Origin of the sequence: Mycobacterium sp., assembly GCF_035640695.1 — a bacterium.
Classification (GTDB): Bacteria; Actinomycetota; Actinomycetes; order Mycobacteriales; family Mycobacteriaceae; genus Mycobacterium.
Genome location: NZ_DASQVQ010000132.1, coordinates 37,713 through 51,215 on the forward strand (window position 1 = coordinate 37,713; position 13,503 = coordinate 51,215).

Annotated in this window: 13 protein-coding genes; 10 read left to right on the forward strand and 3 right to left on the reverse strand. The window is 67.8% G+C overall.

Going from position 1 to position 13,503, the window contains the following annotated elements; translation table 11 throughout:
- Positions 1-6 precede the first annotated feature (6 nt).
- The 3 genes from fabG1 to VE759_RS15450 are packed head-to-tail and all read left to right on the forward strand — an operon-like array spanning position 7 to position 2,634.
- Positions 7-780, forward strand: a complete 774-nt coding sequence (gene fabG1 / locus VE759_RS15440; protein WP_324933957.1) for a 3-oxoacyl-ACP reductase FabG1 — start codon at positions 7-9, stop codon at positions 778-780.
- 14 nt (positions 781-794) lie between these two features.
- Positions 795-1,601 carry an NADH-dependent enoyl-ACP reductase InhA gene (inhA, locus tag VE759_RS15445; RefSeq protein ID WP_324933959.1) on the forward strand — a complete coding sequence of 269 codons (807 nt, stop codon included), beginning with the start codon at positions 795-797 and terminating at the stop codon, positions 1,599-1,601.
- 13 nt (positions 1,602-1,614) lie between these two features.
- Entirely contained in the window at positions 1,615-2,634 is a 1,020-nt protein-coding gene (locus VE759_RS15450) for a ferrochelatase (protein ID WP_324933961.1), read from the forward strand.
- A 25-nt stretch (positions 2,635-2,659) separates the two neighbouring features.
- On the opposite strand, the gene VE759_RS15455 is transcribed toward VE759_RS15450, so the two are convergent.
- Positions 2,660-3,520 carry a hypothetical protein gene (locus VE759_RS15455; RefSeq protein WP_324933964.1) on the reverse strand — a complete coding sequence of 287 codons (861 nt, stop codon included), beginning with the start codon at positions 3,518-3,520 and terminating at the stop codon, positions 2,660-2,662.
- Positions 3,521-3,579: 59 nt separating this feature from the next.
- On the opposite strand from VE759_RS15455, the gene VE759_RS15460 reads away from it, so the two are divergent.
- The 3 genes from VE759_RS15460 to VE759_RS15470 are packed head-to-tail and all read left to right on the forward strand — an operon-like array spanning position 3,580 to position 5,558.
- Positions 3,580-4,014: an NfeD family protein gene (locus VE759_RS15460; RefSeq protein ID WP_324933966.1), complete on the forward strand. Its 435-nt coding sequence runs from the start codon at positions 3,580-3,582 to the stop codon at positions 4,012-4,014.
- Positions 4,015-4,047: 33 nt separating this feature from the next.
- Complete coding sequence (locus tag VE759_RS15465) at positions 4,048-5,199, forward strand: SPFH domain-containing protein (protein ID WP_324933968.1); 1,152 nt, start codon at positions 4,048-4,050, stop codon at positions 5,197-5,199.
- Positions 5,196-5,558, forward strand: coding sequence for a hypothetical protein (locus VE759_RS15470; protein ID WP_324933970.1), 363 nt, complete (start codon positions 5,196-5,198; stop codon positions 5,556-5,558). Before VE759_RS15465 ends, VE759_RS15470 begins: the two co-directional genes overlap by 4 nt.
- On the opposite strand, the gene VE759_RS15475 is transcribed toward VE759_RS15470, so the two are convergent.
- Positions 5,555-5,995 (reverse strand): nitroreductase family deazaflavin-dependent oxidoreductase, encoded by a 441-nt coding sequence (locus VE759_RS15475; protein ID WP_324934054.1) that lies wholly within the window; start codon positions 5,993-5,995, stop codon positions 5,555-5,557. The genes VE759_RS15470 and VE759_RS15475 overlap by 4 nt on opposite strands.
- 159 nt (positions 5,996-6,154) lie before the next feature.
- Positions 6,155-6,901 carry a TVP38/TMEM64 family protein gene (locus tag VE759_RS15480; RefSeq protein ID WP_324933972.1) on the reverse strand — a complete coding sequence of 249 codons (747 nt, stop codon included), beginning with the start codon at positions 6,899-6,901 and terminating at the stop codon, positions 6,155-6,157.
- A 115-nt stretch (positions 6,902-7,016) separates the two neighbouring features.
- Between VE759_RS15480 and mutA the strand changes: the two genes are divergently transcribed.
- The 4 genes from mutA (at position 7,017) to VE759_RS15500 (ending at position 13,495) form a co-directional block, all read left to right on the forward strand.
- Positions 7,017-8,870, forward strand: a complete 1,854-nt coding sequence (gene mutA / locus VE759_RS15485) for a methylmalonyl-CoA mutase small subunit (protein WP_324933974.1) — start codon at positions 7,017-7,019, stop codon at positions 8,868-8,870.
- A gap of 2 nt (positions 8,871-8,872) precedes the next feature.
- Positions 8,873-11,128 carry a methylmalonyl-CoA mutase gene (scpA, locus tag VE759_RS15490; RefSeq protein ID WP_324933976.1) on the forward strand — a complete coding sequence of 752 codons (2,256 nt, stop codon included), beginning with the start codon at positions 8,873-8,875 and terminating at the stop codon, positions 11,126-11,128.
- Complete coding sequence (meaB, locus tag VE759_RS15495) at positions 11,128-12,162, forward strand: methylmalonyl Co-A mutase-associated GTPase MeaB (protein ID WP_324933978.1); 1,035 nt, start codon at positions 11,128-11,130, stop codon at positions 12,160-12,162. Before scpA ends, meaB begins: the two co-directional genes overlap by 1 nt.
- 64 nt (positions 12,163-12,226) lie before the next feature.
- On the forward strand, positions 12,227-13,495 hold the full coding sequence (locus VE759_RS15500; protein ID WP_414687928.1) for a serine hydrolase domain-containing protein: 1,269 nt from the start codon (positions 12,227-12,229) through the stop codon (positions 13,493-13,495).
- Positions 13,496-13,503 lie beyond the last annotated feature (8 nt).

Sequence of the window (13,503 nt, forward strand, 5' to 3'; positions counted from 1 at the left end):
ACGGGCATGACCGACACCGTTGCCGATGCCACCAGCGTGTCCGACCCGGCCGCGTCCGGCGGGCGGCCGCCGTTCTTGTCCCGTTCCGTGCTGGTCACCGGCGGTAATCGGGGCATCGGGCTCGCCGTGGCGCGGAGGCTGGCCGCCGACGGCCACAAGGTGGCGGTGACCCATCGCGGCTCGGATATCCCCGACGAACTGTTCGGTGTGCAGTGCGACGTCACCGACAGCACCGCGGTTGACACCGCGTTCACCGAGGTCGAGGAGCACCAGGGCCCGGTCGAGGTATTGGTGGCCAACGCCGGCATGAACGCCGACATGCTGATCATGCGGATGACCGAGGAGCAGTTCGAGAAGGTCGTCGACGCGAACCTGACCGGCGTGTTCCGAGTGGCCAAGCGGGCGTCGCGCAACATGATCAAGCAGCGATTCGGCCGCCTGATCTTCATGGGCTCGGTGGCGGGGCTGACCGGGATTCCGGGGCAGGCGAATTACTCGGCGTCGAAGGCCGGCCTGGTAGGCATGGCCCGCTCGTTGACACGCGAGTTGGGATCGCGTTCGATCACCGCCAACGTCGTGGCCCCCGGCCTCATCGACACCGACATGACGCGTGCCATGACGGACAAGCAGCTCGAGATGGCGATGACGGCGATTCCACTGGGCCGCATCGGCAAGGCGCCCGAGGTCGCCGGTGTGATCAGCTTCCTGGCGTCGGAGGACGCCGCCTACATCTCCGGCGCCGTCATTCCGGTCGACGGCGGCCTCGGCATGGGCCACTAGGACGAAGGACGGACATGTCAGGGCTGCTCGAAGGCAAACGGATTCTGGTCACCGGGATCATCACCGACTCCTCAATTGCATTCCACATCGCCCGGGTGGCCCAGGAGCAGGGCGCCCAACTGGTGTGCACCGGGTTCGATCGGCTGCGGCTGATCCGGCGGATCATCGACCGGCTGCCCCAGCCGGCGCCGTTGCTGGAACTCGACGTGCAGAACGGTGAGCACTTAGCCACACTGGCCGACCGGGTCACCGAGGTGATCGGCGAGGGCAGCCAACTCGACGGCGTGGTGCATTCGATCGGATTCATGCCGCGCAGCGGCATGGGCGAGTTCCCGTTCCTGGACGCGCCGTTCGATGATGTCGCCAAGGGCTTCCACATCTCGGCGTATTCGTATGCGTCGCTAGCCAAGGCCCTGCTGCCGATCATGAGTCCGGGCAGCGCGATCGTCGGCATGGACTTCGATCCCACCCGCGCGATGCCGTTCTACAACTGGATGACGGTGGCCAAGAGCGCGCTGGAGTCGGTGAACCGATTCGTCGCGCGGGAGGCGGGGCAGTACAAGGTGCGCTCGAATCTGGTTGCCGCCGGGCCGATCCGGACACTGGCGATGAGCGCGATCGTCGGCGCCGGCATCGCCGGAATCAGCGACCAGATGCAGCTGCTCGAGCAGGGTTGGGACCAGCGCGCGCCGATCGGTTGGGACATGAAGGACGCCGAGCCGGTGGCGAAGACGGTGTGCGCGGTGTTGTCGGACTGGCTGCCGGCCACCACCGGATCGATCATCTACGCCGACGGCGGCGCGCACACGCAGTTGCTGTAGTGGGCGAGGAACATTGAACGTCGATGCGGTCCTGCTCTTGTCCTTCGGTGGCCCCGAGGGCCCGCAGCAGGTGCTGCCGTTCCTCGAGAACGTCACCCGCGGGCGCGGCGTGCCGCCGGAGCGGCTGAAGGATGTCGCCGAGCACTACATGCACTTCGGCGGCGTGTCGCCGATCAATGGCATCAACCGCGCGCTGATCGAGCAGCTTCGCGTCGAGCTGATCCACCGCGGCGCTGACCTGCCGGTGTACTTCGGCAATCGCAACTGGGAGCCGTACGTCGAGGACACCGTTGCGGCTATGCGCGACAACGGAGTTCGGCGGGCGGCGGTCTTCACCACCTCGGCGTGGGGCGGCTATTCCAGCTGCAACCAGTACGTTGAAGACATCGCGCGGGCCCGCCGGGTGGTGGGCGACGGCGCACCCGAATTGGTCAAGCTGCGGCAGTACTTCGACCACCCGCTGATGGTGGAGATGTTCGCCGACGCGATTGCGGAGGCAGCCGCGACGCTGCCGGACGAGTTTGGCGACCGGGCGCGCCTGGTGTTCACCGCGCATTCCATTCCGGCCGCCGCGCGAAATCGGTGTGGCGCGGACTTGTATGCCCGCCAGGTCGCCTACGCATCGCGGCTGGTCGCCGCGGCGGCCGGGTATGCCGACTACGACCAGGTGTGGCAATCCCGTTCCGGGCCACCGCAAGTGCCGTGGCTCGAGCCGGATGTCGCCGACCACCTGACGAAGCTGGCCGGCGAGGCAACTGCTGCGGTGATTGTCTGCCCGATCGGCTTCGTCGCCGACCACATCGAGGTGGTCTGGGACCTGGATCACGAACTGCGGCTGCAGGCCGAGCGATCCGGAATGGCGTTCGCGCGCGCGTCGACGCCCAACGCGGATCGGCGATTCGCACGGCTGGCCGTCGATTTGATCGACGAGCTGCGCGACGGGCGCGAGCCGGCTCGGCTGGCGGGCCCAGAACCTGTTCCGCTGTACGGCTTTTCAGTCAACGGCGCGGTGTGCACGCTGGACTGCGGCTGATCCACGCCGCAGTAGTGGGGTGGGGTCAACGCCGCCAGGCGTCGTGCAGGATCGCGGTGATCGCGGCGATGCGGGCCGAGCGCACGACCCCGCTCAAAGGGCGAAGCGCGTCGCTGGCGATCTGGGCTTCGGACAAGCTCTGGGTGCCGATCGGCATCAGCTCGGAGCTGACCGTGATGATCGCATCGACGTGAGCCGCGTTCTCCAACACCCGAAGCGCCCGCGTCGGCGCATCGTTGGGCGCCCGGTGCCGGCGTTCGAATGCCAATACCTGCTCGACCAGCCCCCGCGGGTCGGCGACCTCGATCGCGCCGTATCCGGAGCGAATGGCGCCGAGGGCGTCGGCCGCCGAGCGCACCGCAGAGCGCAGCTCATATTCGGCCTCGCCCAGGTCGATGTGCTGGGCGACCGGAACGCCGGGCAGCGAGTACACGGTCCACGACAAGGCATTGAGTTCGGGTTCGGCGTCGGCTGAATCCGCCGATTCCGGCTCGTCGTACTCGAATTCGGGCACCAGCCCAATCGCCGTGCCGCGGTGATCACCGACGATGATCGCCTCACCGGCGGCCATCGCGTCCCGCTCGAACTTGGTGCCCGCCGCCAGGCCCCGGACATCTCCGGGAACCGGCAGGGCAATGCTGATCGCGGGTTCGGGCGCCGTGCCCGCCCCGGCCGCGGTGCGCAGCGTCTGCAGCAGCGTGACGGCGCCGGTGTCGACCGGATCCGGCCACGGCAGCCCGGTGTGGCCCGCCGCTATCGCGTCGTGGGCAGTAACCGAATGCCTTGGCGCCCAATGTGACAACGCGTCAAGGACGTCATCGGGCGCAGCCGACCCGGCAAGCCAGGCATTGGCCCACACCGACAGGGAGACACTCGGGCACCACATGATGCTCGCAGTGTAATTGTTCGGGGCGGCGATGGCCCGCTACGAGTTAGGCTGGCAACATGCCCGTGGCCCTCATCTGGCTGATTGTCGCGCTGGCATTGGCAGGCGCCGAGGTGCTCACCGGCGACCTGTTCTTGTTGATGCTCGGCGGCGGGGCGCTGGCCGCAGCCGGCGCCAGCTGGCTGTTCGGCTTGCCGATCTGGGCCGACGGGGTGGTCTTCCTGGTGGTGTCGGTGCTGCTGCTGGCCGGCGTCCGACCGGTGCTGCGCCGACGGTTGACGGCCGGCAAGGGCCTGCCGGAACCCGTCAGGCAACTGGAGGGCAAGAGTGCGCTGGTACTCGACCGGGTCGCCCGGCATGAAGGCCAGGTGAAGCTTGACGGCGAAGTCTGGACGGCGCGGCCGTACAACACCGACGATGTCTACGAACCGGGAGACCACGTCACGGTCGTGCACATTGACGGCGCCACCGCCGTCGTCCAAAAGGTCGTCTAGACAAGCCTGGGCAAACAGGGGAAGGAACGCGTCATGCAAAGTGCCGTCGCCGGCCTGGTGCTGCTGGCCGTACTGGTGGTGTTCGCGATCATCGTGGTGGCCAAATCGGTCGCGCTGATCCCGCAGGCCGAGGCGGCGGTGATCGAACGACTGGGCCGCTACAGCAAGACGGTGTCGGGTCAGCTGACGTTGCTGCTGCCGTTCATCGACAGGATCCGCGCGAGGATCGACCTGCGTGAGCGGGTGGTGTCCTTCCCGCCGCAGCCGGTGATCACCGAGGACAACCTGACCGTCAACATCGACACGGTGGTGTACTTCCAGGTCACCAATCCGCAAGCGGCGGTCTACCAGATCAGCAACTACATCGTCGGCGTCGAGCAGCTGACCACCACCACGCTGCGCAACGTGGTCGGCGGCATGACGCTGGAACAGACGTTGACCTCACGGGACCAGATCAACGCCGCGCTGCGTGGCGTGCTCGACGAAGCCACCAACCGCTGGGGGCTGCGAGTCGCCCGCGTGGAGTTGCGCAGCATTGACCCGCCGCCATCGATCCAGGACTCGATGGAAAAGCAGATGCGCGCCGACCGCGAGAAGCGGGCGACGATCCTGACGGCCGAGGGCACCCGCGAGGCGGCGATCAAGCAGGCCGAGGGCCAGAAGCAGTCCCAGATTCTGGCCGCCGAGGGCGCCAAGCAGGCCTCGATCCTTGCCGCCGAGGGCGACCGGCAGTCGCGGATGCTGCGCGCGCAAGGCGAGCGGGCCGCGCAGTACCTGCAGGCCCAAGGCCAGGCCAAGGCGATAGAGAAGACGTTCGCGGCGATCAAGGCCGGCCGGCCCACCCCGGAGATGCTGGCCTACCAGTACCTGCAGACGCTGCCGCAGATGGCCAAGGGTGAGGCGAACAAGGTGTGGATCGTGCCGAGCGATTTCGGCGCTGCGCTGCAGGGCTTCGCCAAGCTGCTCGGCGCGCCCGGCGACGACGGCGTGTTCCGCTATCAGCCGTCACCGGTCGACGACGACGGTCGCCACGCGGCCCCCGAGGATGACTCGGCCGAGGTCGCGGACTGGTTCTCCACCGAGACCGATCCCGCGATCGCGCGGGCGGTCGCCGCGGCCGAGGCCGAGGCCCGCAAGTCGGTTCCGGGGCCGGGCGTGACGCCACCCTCGCTGGCCGGCCCATGACGGATCTGCTTGGCTCACCGCGCGCCTACGACGCGTCCGGGGCCTACCTGGCCGCGAGCGCCGTGGCCGACGCGATTCCGCTTCCGTTCGTCGCGCTGGTCCTCGACGACATCGACTTTCCCGAGCGATACCGGTGGATCTTCCCGCCGATCAAGGCGACCGCGGCGCTCGGGCTGTTTTCGGCCCGGTGGTTTCCGGGTCTGGCCAGGGTGACCACGGCGATGCTGACGCTGTATTTCGTGCTCGCGGTGGGCTTGCACGCGAAGGCCAAGGACCTTGGTGTCGCGGCCGTCGCGGCCGCCGGCTTTGCCGTGATCTTCGCGGCTATGACCGCGAAGGGATCGCGCGTCGCGCCCTAAGTATCGAGCCGCAGTTCGACCATCGGCAACGGTGCGTTGGTGTCGGTGATCGGTTTGCCGAGCGTCTCTTCAAGCACCGGCTTGAAGCGTTCCCACGCCCGAGGACGTTTGGCGCGGTATTCCGCGAGGGCGCGGTCGGTTTCGGGTTGGTCGAGGACACGCGCCGTGGCCGGCGCGGGCCCACGACTTCCTACCCAGAGGCGCACTCTCGGATTCGTCCGAATATTTCGGAACCACTGTGCCCTGGTCCCGAAGCCAGAGGCGACGACGAAGGTGTCGGGCGTGGCGTGGTCGACGACCTCCAGGACGACGTAGCGCCGGGCCCCGGACTTGCGGCCGACGTGTTCAAGCATCAGCACCCGCGAGCTGAGCAGGGCTCCGCCGCGCAACTTATAAATCCAAATCGGGGCGCGCATCAGCCAGCGGTTGCGGAGCATCCGGGCACCCGCGCGGGCGAATGCGTTGGTTGCGGACACGGTCTGCCTCCGTTGCTCACAGTGGTGGATGGTCTGGTTCGCCCGAGTGCGCTGACCAGGCCGCCCCGGTGGATCCGAAATACCTCGCCGGCCCGGCGCGCCACCAGGCGGCACGGGCCGTTAGCCGGCGACGGCGGGCTCCGCCACCTTCGCCTCGGTGCGCCGGGCGCGGTGGTGCCGGCGGTGTGCGCGCACCTCGAAGGTCAGCCCGACGACCCCGACGCCGGCGGTGACGGCCGACACCAGGAACAGCAACGGGCTGATGTGCCCGGTCAGCGCGTCGCCGAGGACGACCACAGCCAATGTCCCTGGCACCAGCCCGACCACGGTGGCCAGCGTGTATGGCATCACCCGCACCGCCGACGCGCCGGCGGCATAGTTCACCACCGAGAACGGCACCGCCGGAATGAGCCGCAGCGACACGATCGCCGGCCAACCGCGACGGCGCAGCCGGGAATCCAGCGAATCGATGGTGGGGTGGCTGACCAACCGGTTCAACTGCCAGCCGACGGCGCGCACCAGCAGCAGTGCGATCACGGCGCTGATCGTGCTGGCGAGCACCGCCAGCGCCACGCCGAGCCAGGCACCGAACATCAGCCCGGCGGCAAGCGTGAACGCGGTGCGGGGAATCGGGAAGATCGTGATGACGATGTAGGCGGCCAGGAACGCCACCGGGAACCACGGTCCGACCGATGTCGCCCAGTCGCGCAGTTGCACCGCGGTAGGCACCGGCACCAGCATGGCTACTGCGACGAGAATCACAGCCACCAGCGCGGTGAGGATCATGCGGCGCCGGGACACTTGCCGCGCGGTCGCGGTCACCGCCGAGCGCAAACCGCCCAGCGCGCCGGCGACCGTGTCGTTCACGACTGTCAACACTACGGGCAACGGGTGAATAGCGCGGTCCGGGCGGCCGGAGTTTCGGTCACGGTCCGCGATACCGGCCGCTCCGGGCCCGAGGTGCATCATTTAGCCTGATCCCGTGTCGATTGATGTCCCCGCCGAGGTAACGCAAGGACGCGAACGTTGGCGATCCGCGGTGGCGGGGGTGCTGGCGAAGAGCAAGCGGCGCGACCCGGCAGACCTGCCCGCCGAGCCGGAGCGACTGCTCGACACGCCCACCTATGAGGGCTTCCCGGTACACGCGTTGTACACGGCGCTGGATGGGCTGCCCGAGCCGCCGCTGCCGGGCCGGTGGCCGTTCGTGCGCGGCGGCGACGCGCTGCGCGACGTCAAGTCCGGCTGGAAGGTGGCCGAGGCGTTTCCGGCGCCGGGCCGGCCCGCGGTGGCCGAGAGCAATGGCGCGGTGCTGCTCGCGTTGACCGAAGGCGTCAGCGCACTGGTGTTGCGGGTCGGCGAAACGGGCGTCCGGGCGGTCGAACTCGAGCGCTTGCTCGAGGGCGTCTTTCTTGAACTGGTGCCCGTCGTGCTGGACGCCGGCGCCGATTACGCGGCGGCCGCCAACGCGCTGCTGGGCCTGGTCGACGGGTTCGACGACGACAAGCGAGCACTGTTGTCGATCGACCTGGGCGCCGACCCGCTGACCGGCCGACTGAGCGGTCGGGCGGCGCCGGCGATGGACGACGTTCTGGCCATGGCAACGCGGGCCCGCGACTTTCGCGGCGTGGTCCGCGCCGTCACCGTTGACGGGCCGGCGTTCCACAATCTCGGCGCGAACGCATCGTGGGAGCTGGCGGGCTCCGTGGCCGCCGGGGTCGCCTATCTTCGGACGCTCGCGGAATTGGGTGTGCCAACCGCCTTGCGCCAAATCAGCTTTCGGTTCGCCGCCGACGACGACCAATTCATGACGATCGCCAAATTCCGTGCGGCGCGCAAACTCTGGGCGCGCGTGGCCGAAGTCGTCGGCGCGCCGGGCGCGGGGTCGACGACCACGCACGCGGTGACGTCGCTGCCGATGATGACGCAGCGGGACCCGTGGGTGAACATGCTGCGGAGCACGGTCGCGGCGTTCGGGGCCGGTATCGGCGGCGCCGACACTGTGCTGGTGCACCCGTTCGACGTAGCGATAGCCGGCGGCGCGCCGGGTGTTGGCGCCGGTTTTTCCCGGCGCATGGCCCGCAATACGCAGCTGCTTCTGTTGGAAGAGTCCAACATCGGTCGGGTGGTCGATCCCGCGGGCGGGTCCTGGTACGTCGAGAAGCTGACCGAAACGCTGGCGCAGCGGGCATGGCAGCACTTCCAGCAGATCGAGGCGCGCGGGGGATTCGCCGAGGCGCTCGACTTCATCGGCGCGCAGGTCGCCGAGGTGCGCGACAAGCGAACCGACGACATCGACCACCGGCGCGCGACCATCACCGGAGTCAACGAGTATCCGAACCTGGCCGAGCCGCCAATTTCTGCCCGTGGACCGGCCGACGGCGAGATCCGCCGGTACGCCGCCGATTTCGAGGCACTGCGCGACCGCTCCGACGCGTTTTTGCAGCGCACCGGGTCGCGGCCACGGGTCGTGCTGTTGCCTCTTGGTCCACTGGCCGAGCACAACGTGCGCGCCACGTTTGCCGCGAACCTGTTGGCGTCCGGCGGCATTGCGGCCGTCAACCCCGGACCAGTGGACACCGCCGGTGTCGGGGCGGCCGTCGCCGACGCCGGATCCCCGAACATCGCGGTCATTTGCGGCACCGACGCACGGTATGGCTCAGAACTGGTGGCCATCGTCGAGGCCGCGCATGCGGCGGGCATCACCGAGATCTACCTGGCCGGCCCGGAGACGGCGGTCGCCGGCGTCGAGGCCGGCCACCGGCCCGACGGGTATCTGACCGCCACGATGGACGCGGTCGAAGCGCTTTCGAACCTGCTTGCGCGATTGGGGGCCTGAAGATGTCGGTTCATGATGTCGCCGGCCACGCGGCCCAGGAAAGCTCGCCGATCGTCGAGAGCTTCGCCGACATCCCGCTGCACGGTGGACCCGTCGCGACGCCGGTCACCGCGGCGGACGTCACCGAGTACGTCGCCGCGGCCGCCGCCGCGCACGGGTACACCCCCGATCAACTGGATTGGCACACGCCCGAGGGCATCGTCGTCAAACCCGTCTACACCGCCGCCGACCGCGCCGCCACAGTCGTCGACGGCTACCCACTCAACGGCTTCCCCGGCGAGCCGCCCTACGTCCGCGGTCCGTACCCGACGATGTATGTCAACCAGCCGTGGACAATCCGGCAGTATGCCGGCTTTTCCACCGCCGCGGAATCAAACGCGTTTTACCGCCGCAATCTCGCAGGCGGACAGAAGGGGCTGTCGGTCGCGTTCGATCTGGCCACCCACCGCGGCTACGACTCCGATCATCCGCGCGTGCAGGGTGATGTCGGAATGGCCGGGGTGGCAATCGATTCCATTCTCGACATGCGCCAACTGTTCGACGGCATCGATCTGTCGACGGTATCGGTGTCGATGACGATGAACGGCGCGGTGCTACCGATTCTCGCCCTCTATGTGGTGGCCGCCGAGGAGCAGGGGGTGCCGCCGGAGAAACTGGCCGGAACCATTCAGAACGACATCCTCAAGGAGTTCATGGTCCGCAACACCTACATCTATCCGCCGAAGCCTTCGATGCGGATCATCTCTGACATCTTCGGTTACACCAGCGCCAGGATGCCTAAGTTCAACTCGATCTCGATCTCCGGCTACCACATCCAAGAAGCCGGCGCGACAGCGGATTTGGAACTCGCCTACACGCTCGCCGACGGGGTCGAGTACATCAAGGCCGGACTCGACGCGGGCCTTTCCATCGACAAGTTCGCACCGCGACTCTCGTTCTTCTGGGGCATCGGCATGAACTTCTTCATGGAGGTCGCCAAGCTGCGGGCCGGGCGTCTGCTGTGGAGCGAGCTCGTTGCGCAGTTCAATCCGAAGGACGCCAAATCGCTTTCACTGCGCACACATTCGCAAACATCGGGCTGGTCGCTGACCGCCCAGGACCCGTTCAACAATGTTGCGCGCACCTGTATCGAGGCGATGGCCGCCACCCAGGGTCACACCCAGTCGCTGCACACCAACGCCCTCGACGAGGCGCTGGCGCTGCCGACTGACTTTTCGGCGCGCATCGCACGCAACACGCAGCTGCTGCTGCAGCAGGAATCGGGGACGACGCGGCCGATCGACCCTTGGGGCGGCTCGCATTACGTGGAGTGGCTGACGCACCAGCTGGCCGTCCGCGCGCGCAAGCACATTCGCGAGGTGGCCGAGCACGGCGGCATGGCGCAGGCCATTGACGACGGTATCCCGAAGCTGCGCATCGAGGAGGCGGCCGCGCGCACCCAGGCCCGCATCGACTCCGGCCAGCAGCCGGTGATCGGCGTCAATAAGTACAAGGTCGACGAGGACCAGCCGATCGAGGTGCTCAAGGTCGAAAACAGCCGGGTGCGCGCCGAGCAGATCGCCAAACTGCAACGGCTGCGCGCGGATCGGGACCAGGCCGCCGTCGACGCCGCGCTGGCGGAGTTGAGCCGCGCCGCCGAAGGTCAAGGCAACCTGCTGGAGCTCGCCGTCAATGCCGCGCGCGCAAAGGCCACGGTGGGCGAGATTTCCGCCGCGTTGGAGAAGGTCTGGGGACGACATGCGGCCGAGATCCGTACCATCACCGGGGTATACCGCGATGAAGTCGGAAGGGCCACCAATATCTCCAGCGCGACCGAGTTAGTGCAGAAGTTCGCCGAGGCCGACGGCCGGCGCCCGCGCATCCTGGTCGCCAAGATGGGTCAGGACGGGCACGATCGCGGCCAGAAGGTGATCGCAACGGCGTTCGCGGATATCGGCTTTGACGTCGACGTCGGGTCGCTGTTCTCCACGCCCGAAGAGGTGGCGCGCCAGGCCGCCGACAATGACGTCCACGTGGTCGGCGTGTCGTCGTTGGCCGCAGGACATCTGACGCTGGTGCCGACGTTGCGCGACGCACTGGCCGCGGTGGGCCGACCCGACATCATGATTGTGGTCGGCGGCGTGATCCCGCCCGGCGACTTCGAAGCACTGTATGCCGCCGGGGCAACAGCTATCTTCCCGCCGGGGACGGTCATCGCGGACGCCGCGATCGGGCTGGTGCGACGGCTCGGCGAGCGCTTGGGGTATGACCTCGACTGATGGCCGAGGCGGAGGGCAGGAGCGAAGCGACCCGGGAATCGTCGACGGAGGGCAGGAGCGAAGCGACCTCTGTTGAGGAGCTGGCGGCGGCCGTGCACAGCGGCGACCGCACGGAGCTATCGCGGGCGATCACGCTGGTCGAGTCCACCAGGGCGGACCACCGCGACCAGGCCCAGCAGCTGCTGCTGCGGTTGTTGCCCGAGTCGGGCCACGCACTGCGGGTGGGGATAACCGGTGTGCCGGGCGTCGGCAAGTCCACTGCGATTGAAGCGCTGGGCATGATGCTGATCGAGCAGGGCCGTCGCGTCGCGGTGCTCGCGGTGGATCCGTCGTCGACGCGGACGGGCGGTTCCATCCTCGGCGACAAGACCAGGATGGCCAGGCTCGCAGTGCATCCCGACGCATATGTCCGGCCGTCGCCGACCGCGGGCACGCTCGGCGGCGTAACCAAGGCCACCCGCGAGAGCATCGTGCTGCTGGAGGCGGCGGGTTTCGACGTGATCCTCGTCGAGACCGTGGGCGTCGGCCAGTCCGAGGTCGCGGTTGCCAACATGGTCGACTGCTTCGTGTTCTTGACCCTGGCCCGCACCGGAGATCAGCTTCAGGGCATCAAGAAAGGAGTTTTGGAGCTCGCCGACGTCGTCGTGGTGAACAAGGCCGACGGCGAACACGCAGTCGAGGCTAAGGCCGCGGCGCGGGAACTGAATGCCGCGATCCGGCTGATCTATCCGCGCGACATCCTCTGGCGTCCACCGGTGCTGACGATGAGCGCGCTGCAAGGCGCTGGGCTGCAGGAGCTGTGGGAAACGGTGGTGCGGCACCGTGACGTGATGACCGACGCAGGCGAGTTCGAAGCGAAACGTCGCCGGCAACAGGTGGATTGGACGTGGTCGATGGTTCGGGATGCGGTGCTCGACCGGGTCTTGTCGAATCCGAACGTGAAAACGATTCGAGCCCAGGTCGAACGACAGGTGCGCGACGGTGAACTCACGCCAGCGTTGGCGGCGCAACGGATTATCACCGCAGCAAATTAGCTGCGTAACAAATCGGTAACACTACGGTGATTAGCGGCCAAGCGATCGGTAAATTCTCTAACTTGTGACGCGCGCGAGCATTCACTACCTCCACGGCGCTCTCCCGGGCGGGGTTCAAGGCGCCGCGGACCCGCACTTTGCGTGCGCAATGCGGACGTTCGCCGGCCTGTTTCCGGGCCGGCGTTTCGGTGGCGGGGCGCTGTCGGTCTACGTCGACGGTCGCCCGGTGGTGGATGTCTGGACGGGATCGGCCGACAGACGCGGCGAGGTCCCGTGGACGGCCGACACCGGTGCGGTCATTTTTTCGGCCACCAAGGGCATGGCGTCAACGGTCATCCACCGGCTGGTAGACCGGGGGCTGCTGGCGTATGACGCACCGGTAGCCGAGTACTGGCCGGAATTCGCCGCGAACGGCAAGTCGCAGATCACCGTGCGCGACGTGATGCGGCACCGGGCCGGGCTGTCCCAGCTGAACGGCATGACCCGCACGGACCTGATGGATCACCAACTGATGGAGGCACGGCTGGCCGCCGCCAAGCCGGCGGTCGCGCTGTTGGGTAAGCCGGCCTATCACGCGGTGACCTATGGGTGGCTGATGTCCGGCTTGGCGCGTGCGGTGACCGGTGTTGGCATGCGGGAGTTGATTCGCACCGAGTTGGCGCGGTCGCTGGACACCGACGGACTGCATCTGGGCCGGCCGCCGATCACGTCGGCGACCCGGACGGCGCAAATCCTGATTCCGCAGGACACCAGGGCCAACCCGTTGTTCAACTTCGTCGCGCCCAAGCTAGCCGCGCTGTGGTTCTCCGGGGGCTTCGGGGCGATGTACTTCCCGGGTATGAAAGCCATTGTGCAGGGCGATATTCCGATGCTCGACGGTGAGATTCCGTCGATCAATGGCGTGGCGACCGCACGTGGGCTCGCAAAGATGTACGGGGCGATCGCCAATCGCGGGCAGATCGACGGATCGCAGTTCCTCTCCGAGGAACTCGTTATGGGTCTGACCGGAAAACCCAGTCTGCGCGCCGACCGCAATCTCGTGGTGCCGCTGTCTTGGCATCTGGGCTATCACGCGGTACCGATCCCCGGGATGCTGCCCGGGTTCGGCCATGCCGGGCTGGGCGGTTCGATCGGCTGGGCCGACCCGTCCAGCGGGACGTCGTTCGGCTTCGTGCACAACAGGTTGCTGACTCCGATGATTTTCGACCAGGCCGTTTTCGTCGGGTTGTTCGCATTGTTGCGTCGGGCGGCCGTCGCCGCCCGCAGGCGCGGGCCGCACATCGTGCCCGAGTTCGGTGCTCCGTACCCGGAGCCGGGCGCCGTCGCGGGGTAAGCTTTCGC

Bases quoted from the DNA above. Each gene is read 5' to 3' on its own strand.
- fabG1 (WP_324933957.1), top strand. From the start codon at position 7: ATGACCGACACCGTTGCCGATGCCACCAGCGTGTCCGACCCGGCCGCG.
- inhA (WP_324933959.1), top strand. From the start codon at position 795: ATGTCAGGGCTGCTCGAAGGCAAACGGATTCTGGTCACCGGGATCATC.
- VE759_RS15455 (WP_324933964.1), bottom strand. From the start codon at position 3,520: ATGTGGTGCCCGAGTGTCTCCCTGTCGGTGTGGGCCAATGCCTGGCTT.
- VE759_RS15460 (WP_324933966.1), top strand. From the start codon at position 3,580: ATGCCCGTGGCCCTCATCTGGCTGATTGTCGCGCTGGCATTGGCAGGC.
- VE759_RS15465 (WP_324933968.1), top strand. From the start codon at position 4,048: ATGCAAAGTGCCGTCGCCGGCCTGGTGCTGCTGGCCGTACTGGTGGTG.
- VE759_RS15470 (WP_324933970.1), top strand. From the start codon at position 5,196: ATGACGGATCTGCTTGGCTCACCGCGCGCCTACGACGCGTCCGGGGCC.
- VE759_RS15475 (WP_324934054.1), bottom strand. From the start codon at position 5,995: ATGCTCCGCAACCGCTGGCTGATGCGCGCCCCGATTTGGATTTATAAG.
- scpA (WP_324933976.1), top strand. From the start codon at position 8,873: ATGTCGGTTCATGATGTCGCCGGCCACGCGGCCCAGGAAAGCTCGCCG.
- meaB (WP_324933978.1), top strand. From the start codon at position 11,128: ATGGCCGAGGCGGAGGGCAGGAGCGAAGCGACCCGGGAATCGTCGACG.